Raw genomic sequence first — 14249 nt, 5'->3', positions numbered from 1 at the left:
AGGGGCCGACCGGGGTGGAACGGACGGGCACGGACCCACCACCATAGCCCTCCCCATGGCGCGGGCGCGGAGGTTCGCCCATCGCGGCCGCCTCCTCCGTGCCCCCGCCGCAGCCCCCGCTGCGGCATGATGGGGCGGGTCAGAGCCCAGCCGCAAGGGAGAGTGGGGGCGCAGGTGGCGCAGCGAGACCCGGATTGCCTGTTCTGCAAGATCGTGGCGGGCGAGGTGCCCGCCGACGTCGTCCGCGAGGACGGCCGCACCGTCGCCTTCCGCGACATCAATCCGCAGGCGCCGACCCACGTGCTGGTCGTGCCGAGAGAGCATGTGCCCGACGTCGGAGCCGCCGCCCGGGCCGGCGCCGGCCTGGTGGACGCGCTCGCGGCGGCCGCCGCCGAGGTCGCCGGCGCCGAGGGCATCGGCGACGCCTACCGGCTCGTCTTCAACACCGGGTCGGGCGCCGGCCAGACCGTGTTCCACGTGCACGCCCACCTGCTGGGCGGGCGCGGCCTCGAGTGGCCCCCGGGATAGCCGGCGGGCCGGGCGCGGCGGAAATGCCGACGCGCGCGAAAAGGGCGTGTGGCCCTGCGGTGCGCCCCGCTACGGTTCTCCGCGGCGCCCGGGGGATCCTGCCGCCGGGGACCGGGTGCGCATGCCGCGGGCCGCACCGGGGTATCCCGCGGCGGCGGAGCCGCAGGCGGCCAGCGGTGCCGGCGGCGGCGCTGAGATAGAGTGAGGGGGCCGCTTCGGGCGAACCCCCATGGACGCGAGAAGACAGGGGCGAGACGGCCGCGAGGCCCAACCCATGGTCGAACCAACACAGAACCCCAACCAGGTCAAGATCACCGTGCCCGAAGAGCACATGATGGTCAGCCTGCTCGGCTCCTCCGACGTCCTCCTCCGCACCATCGAGCGGTCCGTCGAGGCCGACGTCCACGTCCGGGGCAACGAGATCACCGTGAGCGGCGGCCCCGAGGAGACGGCGCTCGCCGTCCGGCTCATCGAAGAGCTGCTGGAGCTGGTCAAGAACGGCACCCACATCACGCCGGACGCCATCGACCGCACCTTCGCCATGCTGCGCTCGCCGTCGGTGGGCGAGCGCCCCGCCGACGTCCTCACGCTGGACATCCTTTCGGCGCGCGGGCGCACCATCCGGCCCAAGACGCTCAACCAGAAGCACTACGTCGACGCCATCGACCGCAACACCATCGTGTTCGGCATCGGCCCGGCCGGCACCGGCAAGACGTACCTGGCGATGGCCAAGGCGGTCAAGGCCCTGCAGAACAAGCAGGTCAACCGCATCATCCTGACTCGCCCGGCGGTTGAGGCCGGCGAGCGCCTGGGCTTCCTCCCCGGCTCGCTCTACGAGAAGATCGACCCCTACCTGCGGCCGCTCTACGACGCCCTGCACGACATGATCGACCCGGAGACCATCCCCAAGCTCATGTCCGCCGGCACCATCGAGGTCGCCCCCCTGGCGTATATGCGGGGTAGGACCCTGAACGACTCCTTCATCATCCTGGACGAGGCGCAGAACACCTCGCCGGAGCAGATGAAGATGTTCCTGACCCGGCTCGGGTTCGGGTCGAAGGTGGTGGTGACCGGCGACGTCACGCAGGTCGACCTGCCGTCGGGGACCTCCAGCGGGCTGCGGACGATCGAGCGGATCCTCGGCGGCATCGACGACATCGGGTTCTTCCGGCTCACGAGCGAGGACGTCGTGCGGCACAAACTGGTGGGCCAGATCGTTGACGCCTACGGCCGCTACGACGCCGCCAAGAGCAGCGGCGGCGCCGGGCCGGGGGAGAGCGGTGCGCCGGAGCGGAACGGCGCCGGCCGCCGGCCGAAGCGGTAGACGCCCGTACCGGGGCCGCGCAGCCGTGCGCGGCCCCGGCAGCGGCGGCAGGGCCGTGCCCGGCAGGCGGTGCACGGCCGACAGCACAGGGGAACCCAGGGATACGGGGGCATGCGGAAGTGATGGCGCGATGAGCATCGACGTCGCCAACGAGTCGGGGGTGCCGGTCGATGAGACCGCGCTCGCGGAACTGGCGCGCTACGTCCTGGACGCGCTGCGGGTGCACCCGATGGCCGAGCTGTCCGTCGTCCTGGTGGCCGAGGAGCCGATGGCAGAGCTGCACGTCCGCTGGATGGACCTGGCCGGCCCCACCGACGTGATGTCGTTCCCGATGGACGAGCTGCGCCCCGGCGGCGCCGACCGGCCCTCGCCGCCCGGCACCCTCGGCGACGTCATCATCTGCCCGCAGGTCGCGGCGCGCCAGGCCGAGCAGGGCGGGCACTCCTTCGCCGACGAAGTCGACCTGCTGTGCACGCACGGCATCCTGCACCTGCTCGGCTACGACCACGCGGCCGACGACGAGCGGGCCGAGATGTTCGGGCTGCAGACCGAGCTGCTGATGGGCTGGCGACCCAGCGCCGCAGCGGCCTCCCGCACCGCCGAGACACGAGAAGACGCCTGACCGCGATGAACGACCCCGCTTCCTGGGCCGTGCCGTTCGGCACCGCCGTTGCCGCCGGCGCCCTCGCCGCCTTCCTCGTCGCCGCTGAGATCGCGGTGACCCGGGTGGCGGGCGGCGGCGCCGGTGCCGCGCCGGAGGGCGGCGGCCGCAGCGGCGAGCGCTTGCGTGCCGTCGCCGAGCAGCCCGGCCCCTTCCTCAACCTGGTGCTCTTCCTGCGGGTGGCGTTCGAAGTGGTGGCCGTGGTGGCCGCTGCCGCCGGCGCGGCCGCGCTGCTCGGCCCCACCTGGGCGGCCTGGGCCGCGGCCGCCGCGGCGATGATCGCCGTCGACTACGTGCTGATGGGCGTGACGCCGCGCATCCTCGGCCGCCAGTTCGCGCTTCCGGTGGCCCGTACCGCGGCCGCGCTGCTCGCGCCGGCCGCCGCGGTGCTCGGGCCCGCCGTGCACCTGCTCGTCCGGCTGGGCCGCGGCCTGACGCCGCGCGGCAAGGGAGAGCGCAGCGGTCCGTTCAGCTCCGAGGAGGAGCTGCGCCGCCTGGTCGACCTCGCCGAGCGCGGCCAGGTCATCGACGCCGACGAGCGGCAGATGATCCACTCGGTCTTCAAGCTCGACGACACGATGGTGCGCGAGGTGATGGTGCCGCGCACCGACATCGTGTTCACCTCCGCCGACACCCCGGTCGACGACTGCCTGTCGCTGGCGCTGCGCAGCGGGTTCTCCCGCATTCCGGTGACCGGCGCCGACGAGGACGACGTCGTCGGCATCGTCTACCTGAAGGACATGGCTGCGCACATGCGCGACCACTGGGCGCACGGTGCCGGCGGCCCGGTGCCGCCGGTGCGCGACATCATGCGGCCGGCGCCCTACGTACCCGATTCCAAGCCCATCGACGAGCTGCTCCGCGAGATGCAGCGCCGGCGGATCCACGTGGGCGTCGTCATCGACGAGTACGGCGGCACTGCGGGCCTGGTCACCATCGAGGACATCGTCGAGGAGATCGTCGGCGAGATCACCGACGAGTACGACGACGAGGTGCCGCCGGTCCAGGAGCTCGGCGACGGCCGCGCCCGGGTGACCGCCCGGCTGCCGCTGGGCGAGCTGGCCGAGCTGTTCGGCACCGAGATCGATGCGCCGGACGTGGACACCGTGGGCGGACTGCTGGCCTACGCGCTGGGCCGGGTGCCGATCGCGGGGTCCACGGCCGACTACGCTGGGCTGCGGCTCGTCGCGGAGAACCCGTCCGGCCGCCGCAACCGCACCGCCACCGTGCTGGTGGAGCGGGTGGCCCAGGACAGCGACCCCGGCGGCGCGCACAGCACTGACAGCAGCGGAGCCGGCAGCGGAGGCACCGCCGCGGACCGGGCCGAGGGCGCCGGTCCGGCGGACGCTCCGGGCCAAGGACAGGGAGAGCAGTGACCGACAGCCACGACCTCGGTGCCGAGGACCAGAAGCTGGTGACCCTCGCGCGCGCCTCGCGCGCCCGCACCGGCGCCGCCGAAGGTGCGGCCGTGCGCGACGAGACCGGCCGCACCTACACGGCCGCCACCGTCGCCCTGCCGCACTTGAGCCTGACCGCGCTGCAGGCCGCCGTGGCCGCAGCGGTCTCCAGCGAGGCCGCCGCGCTGGAGGGCGCCGCGGTCGTCGGGGAGAGCGGTGCGCTGCGCGAGGAGGACCTCGCCGCGGCAGCCGACCTGTCCGCTCCGCTGGTGGTGCTCGCCGGCCCCGACGGCAAGCCCGTCGCGGTCAGCCGCCGCTGACCGCGGCCGGGCGCGGGGCGCACCGCGGCTCCGGCGGGGGCCGCCCCGGGCGGACGCTGCGCCGGGCCGCCGGCCGCCAGTACCGCTGACCACCGCCGCGCGCCGTACCGCTCGGCCGCACTGCACCGCCTGCACCTGCCGCTGCCCGGCACCGACCGCTCCGCGCCCGCCGCGCCGCACGAACGTGAGACCCCATGGACGAGCTCGACCTTGAGAAGCTGCGCACGCCGCTGCCGCCGCTGAACTTTCCCGACGGCTTCCGCAGCGGCTTCGCCTGCTTCGTCGGCCGGCCCAACGTGGGCAAGTCGACCCTGATGAACGCGCTGGTGGGGCAGAAGGTCGCCATCACGAGCAACCGTCCGCAGACCACGCGGCGCACCGTGCGCGGCATCGTGCACCGGCCCGACGCGCAGCTGATCATCGTCGACACGCCCGGCCTGCACAAGCCGCGCACGCTGCTCGGCGAGCGGCTGGACAGCCTGGTCCGCTCGACGCTGGTGGAGGTCGACGTGATCGCCTTCTGCGTCCCTGCGGACGAGCCGATCGGCCGCGGCGACACCTACATCGCCCGCGAGCTGGCCGCGCAGCGCAACACCCCGGTCGTGGCGCTGGTCACCAAGACCGACAAGGCCACCCGCGAGCAGGTGGCCCGCCAGCTGCTGGCGGTGCAGGAGCTCGGCGAGTGGGCCGACATCGTTCCGGTGTCGGCGAACGGCGGGGAGAACCTCGACCAGGCGCTCGACGTGCTCTGCAGCCACCTGCCGCCGGGCCCGCCGCTCTATCCGGACGGCGACCTCACCGACGAGCCCGAGGAGATGCTCGTCGCCGAGCTGGTGCGCGAGGCCGCCCTGGAAGGCGTGCGCGACGAACTGCCGCACTCGATCGCGGTGGTGGTCGACGAGATGGGTGTCCGCGAGGGCAGCGACCCGGACCGGCCGCTCACCGACATCTACGCGTCGCTCTATGTCGAGCGGCCCAGCCAGAAGGCGATCGTGATCGGCGGCAAGGGCGAGCGGCTGCGCCGCGTCGGCACCGCCGCCCGCAAGCAGATCGAAGGCCTGCTGGGCACCCGCGTCTTCCTCGACCTGCGGGTCCGCGTCGCCAAGGACTGGCAGCGCGACCCCAAGCAGCTCCGCCGCCTCGGCTTCGACCAGCAGACCTGACCGCGCCCCGGTGTCCGCGGCGGAGCGCCCCGGCCGGATCCGCGGCCCGGCACTGCCGCCCGGGCGCGGCGGGTCAGGACTGGTTGTTCAGGTCGCCGGCGAGCGAATCGGCCGCGGCGCGCACGATCGGTGCCGCGCGGTCGACGAAGTCCCAGCCCACCCGCGCCTCCGGCCCGGAGATCGAGACCGCCATCATCGCCGGGCCGCCGACGACCGGCACCGCCAGGCAGCGCACGCCGATCTCCTGTTCGCCGTCGTCGATGGCGTAGCCCTGCTCGCGGATGCGCACCATCTCCTCGGCGAACGCCTCGGGCGTGCGCAGCGTCCGGTCGGTGGCGGCCGGCATGCCGGTGCGCGCCAGCGTGGCCAGCGCCTCGTTCTCGGGCAGCTGGGACAGCAGCGCCTTGCCCACGCCCGCCGAGTGCGGCAGCACCCGCCGGCCCACCTCGGTGAACATCCGCATCGCGTGCGGCGACGGCACCTGCGCCACGTAGACCACCTCGTCGCCGTCGAGCATGGCGAGGTTGGCCGTCTCGCCGAGCTCGTCCACCAGGCGCGCCAGGTGCGGGCGCGACCAGGTGCCGAGCATGCGGGAGGCGCTCTCGCCGAGCCCGATCAGCCGCGGGCCCAGGGCGTAGCGGCGGGACGGAAGCTGGCGGACGTAGCCGTTGCCGACCAGTGTCCGGATGATCCGGTGGATGGTGGGCAGCGGCAGGCCGGAGGAGTCGGCCAGCTGGCTCAGCGAGATCTCGCCGCCCGCCTCGGCCATGATCTCGAGCAGGTTGAACGCCCGGTCGAGCGACTGCACCCCGCCGGAGCGGGCACGCGGAGCGTCCTCCGCGGGTGCGCCCTCGAGCGAAGTCGGTGAGGTTGCCACGGTCTCCTGCTCCCATCGCCGTGCCCCGCGGATGCGGAGCGTCGTGCGGGTCTGAATGTCCGGGTCGGCAGTATGACACTGCTGCGCTAGGGATTCTGCAATACGGAAGCGCTGTTGCGCCAACGGAGGCCTCTGGTGTTGCCAGTACCCCCTTGTTCTTCCGAATTGTAAAAGTTATTGTCCGCTATATAGAAGGCCCAGATCTGGTGAACGCCACCGGCGGACCGGGCGGGCCCCGCGGTCCCCAGCCTGCCGCGGGGCCCGGCGCAGTGCAGCGCCGCCGGAGCGCTGCCCCAGGGCCACCGCAGAGACGCCGACGACTGAAGGAGTGTGCAGTGGGAGAGCAGGACCCGGACCGCGCCGAGCAGCGAATGGCCGGGATCGGCCTCGCCGAGGTCGCCGAGGCGGTCGACGCCCGGCTGGCAGACGCCGACGCGGCTCTGGACCGCCTCTACCCGGGCGCCCGGCCCGGCCGCCAGCCCGTCCACACCGTCTACGTGCCCGCCGACCAGATTTCCCCCGGCCTCGCCGCCGACTGGGGCCGCCGCGCCCTGGCCGCCCTCGACGAGCACGCCCCGGATGCCGCCGCCCTCGCCGCCGCCGTCGGCGCTGAGGAGGCCGCGGTCGCCGAGGCCCTGCCCCGGGTGCGCGCCAAGCTCGCCGCAGAGCCGGTCGAGGACCTCCGCATCGACTTCGAAGACGGCTACGGCGCGCGCAGCGACGCCGAGGAGGACGGCCACGTCGCCGGCGCGGTCGCCGCGCTCGCCGCCGACCTCAAGGCCGGCACCGCGCCGCCGACCGTCGGCCTGCGCGCCAAGGGCATGGAGGCCGCCGGACGCCGCCGCGGGCTGCGCACGCTCGCGCTCTTCATCGACGGGCTCCTGGAGGCCGCCGGTGCGCTCCCGGAGAACTTCGTGTTCACGCTGCCCAAGATCACCTCGGTCGACCAGGTCGCGGCCACCGCGTGGGCCGCGGCGGAACTGGAGCGCCGGCTCGGCCTGCCCGAGGGGCGGCTCCGCTTCGAGCTGCAGGTCGAGACGGCGCAGTCACTGGTCACCGCAGACGGCGCCGGAGCCGTGTCGCAGATGATCCAGGCCGGTGCCGGGCGCGTCACCGCGCTGCACTACGGCACCTACGACTACAGCGCCTCCCTCGGCGTCACCGCCGCGTTCCAGAGCATGGCCCACCCGGCCGCCGACCATGCCAAGGCCGTGATGCAGCTCGCCGCCGCCGGCACCGGCGTGTGGCTGTCCGACGGCTCCACCAACGTCCTTCCGGTCGGCAGCCGCGGCGACGTGCACGCCGCCTGGAAGCTGCACGCCGGACTGGTCCGGCGCTCCCTGGAGCGCGCCTTCTACCAGGGCTGGGACCTGCACCCGCACCAGCTCCCCACCCGCTACCTGGCGACGTTCCACTTCTTCCGAGAGGCGTTCCCGCCGGCCGCCAAGCGGCTCCGGGACTACCTTTCGGCGCAGGGCGGCGGCGTACTCGACGAGCCGGCCACCGCCCAGGCGCTCGCCGGCGCGCTGATCCGCGGCACCGACTGCGGCGCGCTGGCCGAGGACGAGGTCGAGAAGGCCGTCGGCGCCCCGATCGCCGACCTGCGCGCCCTCACCGAGCGCCGGGTCGGCTAAACAGCAGCGGAAAGCAGGCAGCGGGCAGCCCGGCCGCCGGGCTGCCCACACCGCCTGCCGGGGCGGTGCGGGCAGCGGGCCGCGCACCCGGGCAGAGGGCACGGAAGCAGTGACGGACCAGGGACGGGAGAGCGCGCGAGCAATGGCGGACGCACCGGAGGGGCACGTGCAGCAGCAGAGCGGCGGAGCAGCCGCGCCGGGGGAGGCCCGGTTCGATCTCGTGGTGCGGGCCGGACACGCCGTCCTGCCGGACGGCGAGGGCAGCGCAGCGCTCGGCATCCGGGACGGCCGCATCGCCGCGGTGGCCGCCCGCGACGCGCCGCTGGATGCGGAGCGCGAACTCACCGTCAGCGGCGGCGACGTGCTCATCCCCGGCCTCGTCGACAGCCACGTGCACATCAACGAGCCCGGCCGCACCGAGTGGGAGGGCTTCGCCACCGCCACCCGCGCCGCGGCGGCCGGCGGCGTCACCACCCTGGTCGACATGCCGCTGAACAGCATCCCGCCGACCACGACCGCCGCCGGCCTGGCGGCCAAGCGCGCCGCCGCCGAGCACAGCGTGGCCGTGGACGTCGGGTTCTGGGGCGGCGCCGTTCCGGAGAACAGCGCGCCGGGCGCCACCGGCGAGCTGGACGCGCTGCACGCCGGCGGGGTTTTCGGGTTCAAGGCGTTCCTGTCGCCCTCCGGCGTGGCGGAGTTCGGCCACCTCTCCCCGGAGCTCTACCGGTCGGCGGCCGCGGCCATCGGCGCGCTCGGCGGCACCCTGATCGTGCACGCCGAAGACCCCGGCCTGCTGGCCGCGGCGCCGCCGGCGGCCGGCCGCGGCTACGGCTCCTTCCTCGCCTCCCGCCCCGACGAGGCCGAGCTCGCCGCGATCCGGCTGGTCGTGGACACCGCACGGGAGACCGGCACCCGCTCGCACATCCTGCACCTGTCCTCCGCCGCGGCACTGCCGCTGCTGGCCGAAGCGAAGGCCGAGGGAGTGCCGGTCACCGTGGAGTCCTGCCCGCACTACCTCACCATCGCGGCCGAGGAGGTGCCGGAGGGCGCCACCCAGTTCAAGTGCTGCCCGCCGATCCGCGGCACCGCCAACCGCGATGCGCTGTGGGAGGCGCTCGGCTCCGGGGTGATCGACGCGGTGGTCAGCGACCACTCGCCGAGCACCGCTGACCTCAAGCACCTCGACACCGGTGACTTCGGCACCGCCTGGGGCGGCGTCTCCGGCCTGCAGGTGGGGTTCCGCGCCATGCTCACCGAAGCGCTGGAGCGGGGCTACGGCATCGCCGACGTGGTGCGCTGGATGGCGGCGGGGCCGGTGCGCGTGGCCGGGCTGACCGGAAAGGGCGCGCTGGCGGAGGGGCACGACGCCGACTTCGCGGTCGTGGACCCCGCCGGGCGGTCCCGCGTGGACGCAGCACAGCTGGCCCACCGCAACCCGGTCAGCGCCTACGACGGCCGGACCCTGGCCGGCGAGGTCCGCGCGGTCTACCTGCGCGGCACCCCGGTCGACCCGGCCGCACCGCACGGGCGGCTGCTCACCCGGCAGGCGCCGGGCCGCGGCACGCCCTAGGGCGCCCGGGCCGCCGGTGCCGAGGACCCGGACCCTGACCCCGCCGACCCCGCCGCTGCACCTGCGCGCCCCTGCCCTGCACCCACGCCGGCGCGCAGCCGCAGATCGGCGAGCTGCAGGCCGAGTACGTCGTCCGCTACGGCAGCGAAGACGCCACGCCGGTCGACCCGGCGGAGTTCGCCGCGGCGGCCGGCTACTTCGGCGCGGGCTACCGCGGGGGCGCCCGGCCGCCTGCGGCGGCTGGCGCATCCTCGACCGCGGTGCTCCGGTGCTCGGCCCGACCAGTGCCGAACTCAAGCGCCTGTTCGTCCGGCCCGCCGCACGCGGCACCGGGATCGCCCGCGCGCTCCTGGCCCACCCGGAGGAGGCCGCGGCCGGACACGGACTGCGCCGGAGGGTGCTGCACTGCGGGTTGAACCAGCCGGAGGCGGTGGCGCTGTACCGGCCCAGCGGCTCTACCGAGGTCGAGGGGCGGGGGCCGTACCGGTAGAAGGACCTCTCCCTGTACTTCGCCGAGAACCTGCCGCGGGACAGGGGGACGGCAGCGGCGGCGTCAGCGGCTGGAGGGGTCGGCCCGGGGGAACGGGCTGAGCACCACCTTGCCGGGCGCTTCCGGGCGGCGGAGCAGGTCCAGCGCCCGGGGCGCCTCGGCGAAGGGGACGAGCGCCGCGATCGGCGCGCGGACCGATCCGTCGGCGACCCAGTCCAGGGCGCGGCTGCGTACCGCGGCGGCGATGGCGGCGCGCTCGGTGTCGTCCCTGGTCCGAAAGGTGCTGCCCACCAGCCGCACGCGGCGGTAGGCCAGCCGGTCCAGGTCGAGCTCGCCGCGGGTGCCGCCGAGCCGCCCGAGGTGGACCAGCGTGCCGCCGATGCGGGTGGCGGCCACGGCGTCGTCGAGGAGGGCGCCGCCGACGTGGTCGATGACGAGGTCGGCGCCGCGGCCCCCGGTGGCCGCGCGGACCGACGCGGAGAGTGCCCCGGGGCGGCCCGGGACGGGGGACACGCCTCGCTCGGCCAGGTACGGCATCCGGTCGGCCCGCGTGGTGCTGCCGAGCACGGTGGCTCCGGCGCGCCGCGCCAGGGCGGCGGCGAGGAGGCCGGTGCCCGAGGTGGCGGCGGTGATCAGCACCGTCGCGCCCGGTGCCAGTCCGCCCTGGAGGAAGAGCGCGTCGTACTCGGTCATGAGCGCCGAGGGGAGGGCGGCCGCATCGGCGTCGGAAAGCCCGTCGGGGACCGGGAGGAGCAGCCGGGAGTCCACCGCCGCGTATTCGGCGAAGGCGGCCTCGACCATCGCCATGACCCGGTCGCCGACCCCGGCGCCCGCAGTGCCCGGCCCGAGCGCCGCCACCGTGCCGGCGAGCTCGGATCCGGCGGCCTCGGTGCCGGCGCCGCGGTCGCGCGGCCGGTACCGCCCCGCCAGCTCATCCAGGTCGGCGCGGTTCAGTGCCGCCGCGCGCACCTGGACGAGGACCTGGCCGGCCCCGGGAACGGGGACGGCGGCCTCGCGAAACGTCCAGGAGCCGCTGCCGGGCACGATCATCCGCATCATCGGGGTGACACTAGCGGGCCGGTGCGCACGCCGGCGGGCCCGGGTGCAGCGCACCCGGGCCCGCTCGCGGAGGGGGAGCGGAAGGCCTCAGTCCCGCTGCTCGGCGGGTGCAGCGGGCTCGGGCGGCTCCGCCTCGGCAGAGGAGCGGTAGGCGGCGTCGGCGGCCTCGGTGTACTTGGCTTCACCGGGGCCCGCGGTGCGCAGCTCGTCGGCGTCGACGTCCGCGGACGGCGCCTGCGCGGGCCGCCCGATCACGTTGAAGCAGATGTTGAGGAGGATCGCGACCACGGCCGCACCCACGATGCCGGAGTGCAGCACCAGCGCCACGGTGGCGGGGAAGCCCTCGTAGAAGTCCGGCACCGCCATCGGGATGATGCCGAACCCGATCGAGGTGGCCACCAGCACCAGGTTGAGGTTGTCGTCGAAGTCGACCTTGCTGAGCGTGCGGATGCCGCTGGCCGCCACGGTGCCGAACAGCACCAGGCCGGCGCCGCCCAGCACCGGCATCGGGACCGCCGCGACGAGCCGCCCGAGGACCGGGAACAGGCCGAGCAGGATCAGCATCCCGGCGCCGACGGCGACCACGAAGCGGCTGCGGATCTTGGTGAGCGCCAGCAGCCCGATGTTCTGCGCGAACGAGCTGCCCGGGGTGGCGTTGAAGATCGGGCCGATGACCGAGGCGCTGACGTCGGCGCGCAGTCCGGCCGAGATGCGCTTGGCGTCGACCTTGGAGCCGGTGATCTCGCCGACCGCGATGATGTGCGAGGCGCCCTCGGTCAGCACGACCAGCATGATCACGCACATCGTCATGATGGCGGCCGGCTGGAACTCCGGCGGGCCGAAGTAGAACGGCGAGCCCAGCGAGAACACCGCGCCGTCGGGTACCGAGCCGAAGTCGGTCTTGCCCATCGGCAGCGCGATCAGCGTGCCGGCGACGAGGCCGAGCAGGATCGCGATCCGCCCGAACAGGCCGGGCAGGATCCGGGAGAAGAGCAGCACCAGGCCCAGCGTCGCGGCGCCCAGCCCGATGTCGCCCATCGAGGGGTGGCCGGCCGGGTTGTCGTTGACGATCCAGCCGGCGGCCACCGGCATCAGCGACAGGCCGATGACGGTGATGATGCTGCCGGTCACCGCCGGCGGGAAGAAGCGCACCAGCTGGCCGAAGAACGGTGTCAGGCAGAGCGCGAACAGGCCGCCGGCCAGGGATGCGCCGAAGACCACCGGCAGGCCCTGGTCGGCGGCGATGGCGGTCATCGCGCTGACCGGGACGAAGGACGCGGCGACGACGATGGGCAGCTGCGCGCCCATCCGCCAGGGGCCGAGCGTCTGCAGCAGGGTAGCGATGCCGGCGACGAGCAGTGCGCCGCTGACGAGGATGCCGGTGTCGACGGGTCCGAGGCCCGCGGCGGCACCGATCACCAGGGCCGGCGCGACCGCGCCGGCGTACATGGTGAGGATGTGCTGTGCGCCGTAGAGCACGAGCAGCGGGGTGGGGTGGCGCTCGTCCTCCGGCCGGGGGGCGGGGGCGCCCCCCTTGGCGGTGGCGGTGGGGTCGGCGGGGGAGCCGCCGTCCGGCTTTCCGAGTTTCATGGCCTGGTTCAGCCCCTTGCGTCCGTGGCGCGACCGTCCCGAGGCGCGGGGCGCTCCACCCTGGGGGCCATCGTTCCCGGGGTGCGGTCGTGCCGGTTCAGTGGGTCGGAGCGGGCCCGACTGCATCATCGGGGCCGGGCCGGTGCTCCCAGTGCGCGCGCCCGCGCGCCGCCCGCGGAGGCGGTGCACGGTGCGCCCCGGCGGGGCGCAGCGCCGCTGCTGTGCGGAGCGGGGCCGGGACTCGGACCCGCGGAGTGCTCCGCGGGCGGGGGGTTCCGGTCCTGCTGCCGTGCAGTCACGGGGAATGTGACGGATGTGCCAGTGCGATGAGGGTGGGGAAACGGATCGATGATCCCGGCCGGCTGCCGGCCGGATTCTGCCCGGGGGCCGGTGCCGCGCCGCCGCTGCCGCGGGGGCGGAGCCCGCTGTGCAGGCGGCGGCGCGGAGTCCGGGCTCCCGGACGGCGCCCTCGGCGGCCGCCCGCGGGGGAGCCGGCAGTGCCGGGGCGGACGGGTCCTACAGGAACCCGGGCACGGTGTGCCAGGCGCGGCCCGCGGGGGGCGCGTCGTCCCGTTCGACGGTCGCCTCGATCTTGCCGTAGGGGCGGTCCGCGGCGAAGAACACCTCGCCGGGGTTGTCGAGCTCGAACGGGGAGAGGTCCACCAGGAAGTGGTGGTTGTTGGGCATGGAGAACTTGACCTCGGCGATGTGGCCGTGCGACTCCAGGACGGACCGGCCCATCTCGTACAGCGTCTGCTGCAGCGCGTAGCTGTGCGTCTCGGCGAACGCCTCCAGCATCAGCGACTTCACCGAGGCATAGACCTTGTCCCAGTCGTGGTCGGTCCCGACGCTCCGCCAGCGCGCGGACACGTCGGTGGCGAGGATGCGGTCGGTGACCTCCGCCAGCGTCGTGTAGTGCGTCTTGGGGTAGCCGTGGAACTCCGAGCCGGTCGACTTGAGCACGGTGAGCCCGGAGAACCCGGACACCACCCACTCGTCGGCGCCGTCCTTGGTGACCACGGCGTTGCGCACCTCGGCGCCGTTGCGTACGAAGGCGTGGTTGTGCGGACCGTCCGCGGTGGCGATCCGCTCCCAGGTGTACTCCTCCACCTCCTGGCGCGCGCCGTGCACGTAGGGGTGCTCATCGTGGAAGTGGCGCGCCATGCGCAGCGCGAAGTCCTCGATCGCGCCGACGCCGCCCCACTCCCGCGCCTTGGCGTAGACGGTGTTCTTCTGCGTGTCGGTCGGCAGGCAGGTCGCGTTGTCGCCCTCGGTGTGCACGGTCTCCAGCTCGCCGCGGAGCTGGGAGGTGTAGTTGATGTCCTTGAGGGTGTGCACGGGGGTGTCGCGGGTGACGCGCACCAGGCGCACCTCCGCCTTGCCGTACTGGTTGTCTCCGAGCCGGATGCCCATGGCCGTCTCCGTCCGTTCGCGATGCTGCATCGGTTCCCGCGGGGCGCGCCGCCGAAGCGGGCGGGCGCTCTGCACGCAGGCCGCGGGCGGGTGGCCCGGCGGCGGGGAACCGACAAGGGGGTGGCCGGCGCCCGGTATCTGTCCGGGGGCGCCGATCGCGACGAGGGAGGACCGCTTTGGGCGTGCGGAAGGACCTGTCACCGCGTTTCCTGGGGGTGTTCTC

At 74.5% G+C, this 14249-nt stretch carries 13 protein-coding genes; 9 read left to right on the top strand and 4 right to left on the bottom strand.

The window, feature by feature from the left end:
- The first annotated feature begins 174 nt into the window (after positions 1-174).
- The 6 genes from ACYVGT_RS10065 to era all read left to right on the top strand — a co-directional run bounded on the left by ACYVGT_RS10065 (position 175) and on the right by era (position 5393).
- Positions 175-528, top strand: coding sequence for an HIT domain-containing protein (locus tag ACYVGT_RS10065; protein WP_460856333.1), 354 nt, complete (start codon positions 175-177; stop codon positions 526-528).
- A gap of 274 nt (positions 529-802) precedes the next feature.
- Positions 803-1852: a PhoH family protein gene (locus ACYVGT_RS10060; protein WP_460856331.1), complete on the top strand. Its 1050-nt coding sequence runs from the start codon at positions 803-805 to the stop codon at positions 1850-1852.
- A 130-nt stretch (positions 1853-1982) separates the two neighbouring features.
- Positions 1983-2474, top strand: coding sequence for an rRNA maturation RNase YbeY (gene ybeY / locus ACYVGT_RS10055; RefSeq protein ID WP_460856329.1), 492 nt, complete (start codon positions 1983-1985; stop codon positions 2472-2474).
- Positions 2475-2479: 5 nt separating this feature from the next.
- The gene (locus ACYVGT_RS10050) at positions 2480-3889 is read left to right on the top strand and encodes a hemolysin family protein (RefSeq protein WP_460856327.1); all 1410 of its coding nucleotides are present in this window, start codon (positions 2480-2482) and stop codon (positions 3887-3889) included.
- Positions 3886-4230, top strand: coding sequence for a cytidine deaminase (locus ACYVGT_RS10045; protein ID WP_460856325.1), 345 nt, complete (start codon positions 3886-3888; stop codon positions 4228-4230). Before ACYVGT_RS10050 ends, ACYVGT_RS10045 begins: the two co-directional genes overlap by 4 nt.
- A gap of 194 nt (positions 4231-4424) precedes the next feature.
- Complete coding sequence (gene era, locus ACYVGT_RS10040; protein ID WP_460856323.1) at positions 4425-5393, top strand: GTPase Era; 969 nt, start codon at positions 4425-4427, stop codon at positions 5391-5393.
- Between the two features lie 73 nt (positions 5394-5466).
- Here the strand turns inward: era and ACYVGT_RS10035 are convergent, their stop codons facing one another.
- Positions 5467-6201, bottom strand: a complete 735-nt coding sequence (locus tag ACYVGT_RS10035) for an IclR family transcriptional regulator (protein WP_460856519.1) — start codon at positions 6199-6201, stop codon at positions 5467-5469.
- 440 nt (positions 6202-6641) lie between these two features.
- Here ACYVGT_RS10035 and ACYVGT_RS10030 point away from each other — a divergent pair, with 440 nt between their 5' ends.
- The 3 genes from ACYVGT_RS10030 (at position 6642) to ACYVGT_RS10020 (ending at position 9964) form a co-directional block, all read left to right on the top strand.
- The gene (locus ACYVGT_RS10030) at positions 6642-7904 is read left to right on the top strand and encodes a DUF6986 family protein (RefSeq protein WP_460856517.1); all 1263 of its coding nucleotides are present in this window, start codon (positions 6642-6644) and stop codon (positions 7902-7904) included.
- A gap of 142 nt (positions 7905-8046) precedes the next feature.
- Positions 8047-9474 carry an allantoinase AllB gene (gene allB, locus ACYVGT_RS10025; protein WP_460856321.1) on the top strand — a complete coding sequence of 476 codons (1428 nt, stop codon included), beginning with the start codon at positions 8047-8049 and terminating at the stop codon, positions 9472-9474.
- Between the two features lie 268 nt (positions 9475-9742).
- A complete protein-coding gene (locus ACYVGT_RS10020) occupies positions 9743-9964 on the top strand; it encodes a GNAT family N-acetyltransferase (protein ID WP_460856319.1) in 222 nt (73 codons plus the stop codon).
- Positions 9965-10027: 63 nt separating this feature from the next.
- On the opposite strand, the gene ACYVGT_RS10015 is transcribed toward ACYVGT_RS10020, so the two are convergent.
- The 3 genes from ACYVGT_RS10015 to pucL form a co-directional block, all read right to left on the bottom strand.
- Positions 10028-11023 (bottom strand): zinc-binding dehydrogenase, encoded by a 996-nt coding sequence (locus ACYVGT_RS10015; protein WP_460856316.1) that lies wholly within the window; start codon positions 11021-11023, stop codon positions 10028-10030.
- 87 nt (positions 11024-11110) lie between these two features.
- Positions 11111-12613 (bottom strand): nucleobase:cation symporter-2 family protein, encoded by a 1503-nt coding sequence (locus tag ACYVGT_RS10010; RefSeq protein ID WP_460856314.1) that lies wholly within the window; start codon positions 12611-12613, stop codon positions 11111-11113.
- Positions 12614-13129: 516 nt separating this feature from the next.
- A complete protein-coding gene (gene pucL / locus ACYVGT_RS10005; protein ID WP_460856313.1) occupies positions 13130-14026 on the bottom strand; it encodes a factor-independent urate hydroxylase in 897 nt (298 codons plus the stop codon).
- Positions 14027-14249: the final 223 nt, after the last annotated feature.

This window comes from Nocardiopsis coralliicola, assembly GCF_054779695.1.
Note: the sequence above shows the minus strand (reverse complement) of the source record. Positions and strands in the feature narration are given on the sequence as shown.

Coding starts and splice junctions, on each gene's coding strand:
- ACYVGT_RS10060 (WP_460856331.1), top strand. CDS start 803: ATGGTCGAACCAACACAGAACCCCAACCAGGTCAAGATCACCGTGCCC.
- ybeY (WP_460856329.1), top strand. CDS start 1,983: ATGAGCATCGACGTCGCCAACGAGTCGGGGGTGCCGGTCGATGAGACC.
- ACYVGT_RS10050 (WP_460856327.1), top strand. CDS start 2,480: ATGAACGACCCCGCTTCCTGGGCCGTGCCGTTCGGCACCGCCGTTGCC.
- era (WP_460856323.1), top strand. CDS start 4,425: ATGGACGAGCTCGACCTTGAGAAGCTGCGCACGCCGCTGCCGCCGCTG.
- ACYVGT_RS10030 (WP_460856517.1), top strand. CDS start 6,642: ATGGCCGGGATCGGCCTCGCCGAGGTCGCCGAGGCGGTCGACGCCCGG.
- allB (WP_460856321.1), top strand. CDS start 8,047: ATGGCGGACGCACCGGAGGGGCACGTGCAGCAGCAGAGCGGCGGAGCA.
- ACYVGT_RS10015 (WP_460856316.1), bottom strand. CDS start 11,023: ATGATGCGGATGATCGTGCCCGGCAGCGGCTCCTGGACGTTTCGCGAG.
- ACYVGT_RS10010 (WP_460856314.1), bottom strand. CDS start 12,613: ATGAAACTCGGAAAGCCGGACGGCGGCTCCCCCGCCGACCCCACCGCC.
- pucL (WP_460856313.1), bottom strand. CDS start 14,026: ATGGGCATCCGGCTCGGAGACAACCAGTACGGCAAGGCGGAGGTGCGC.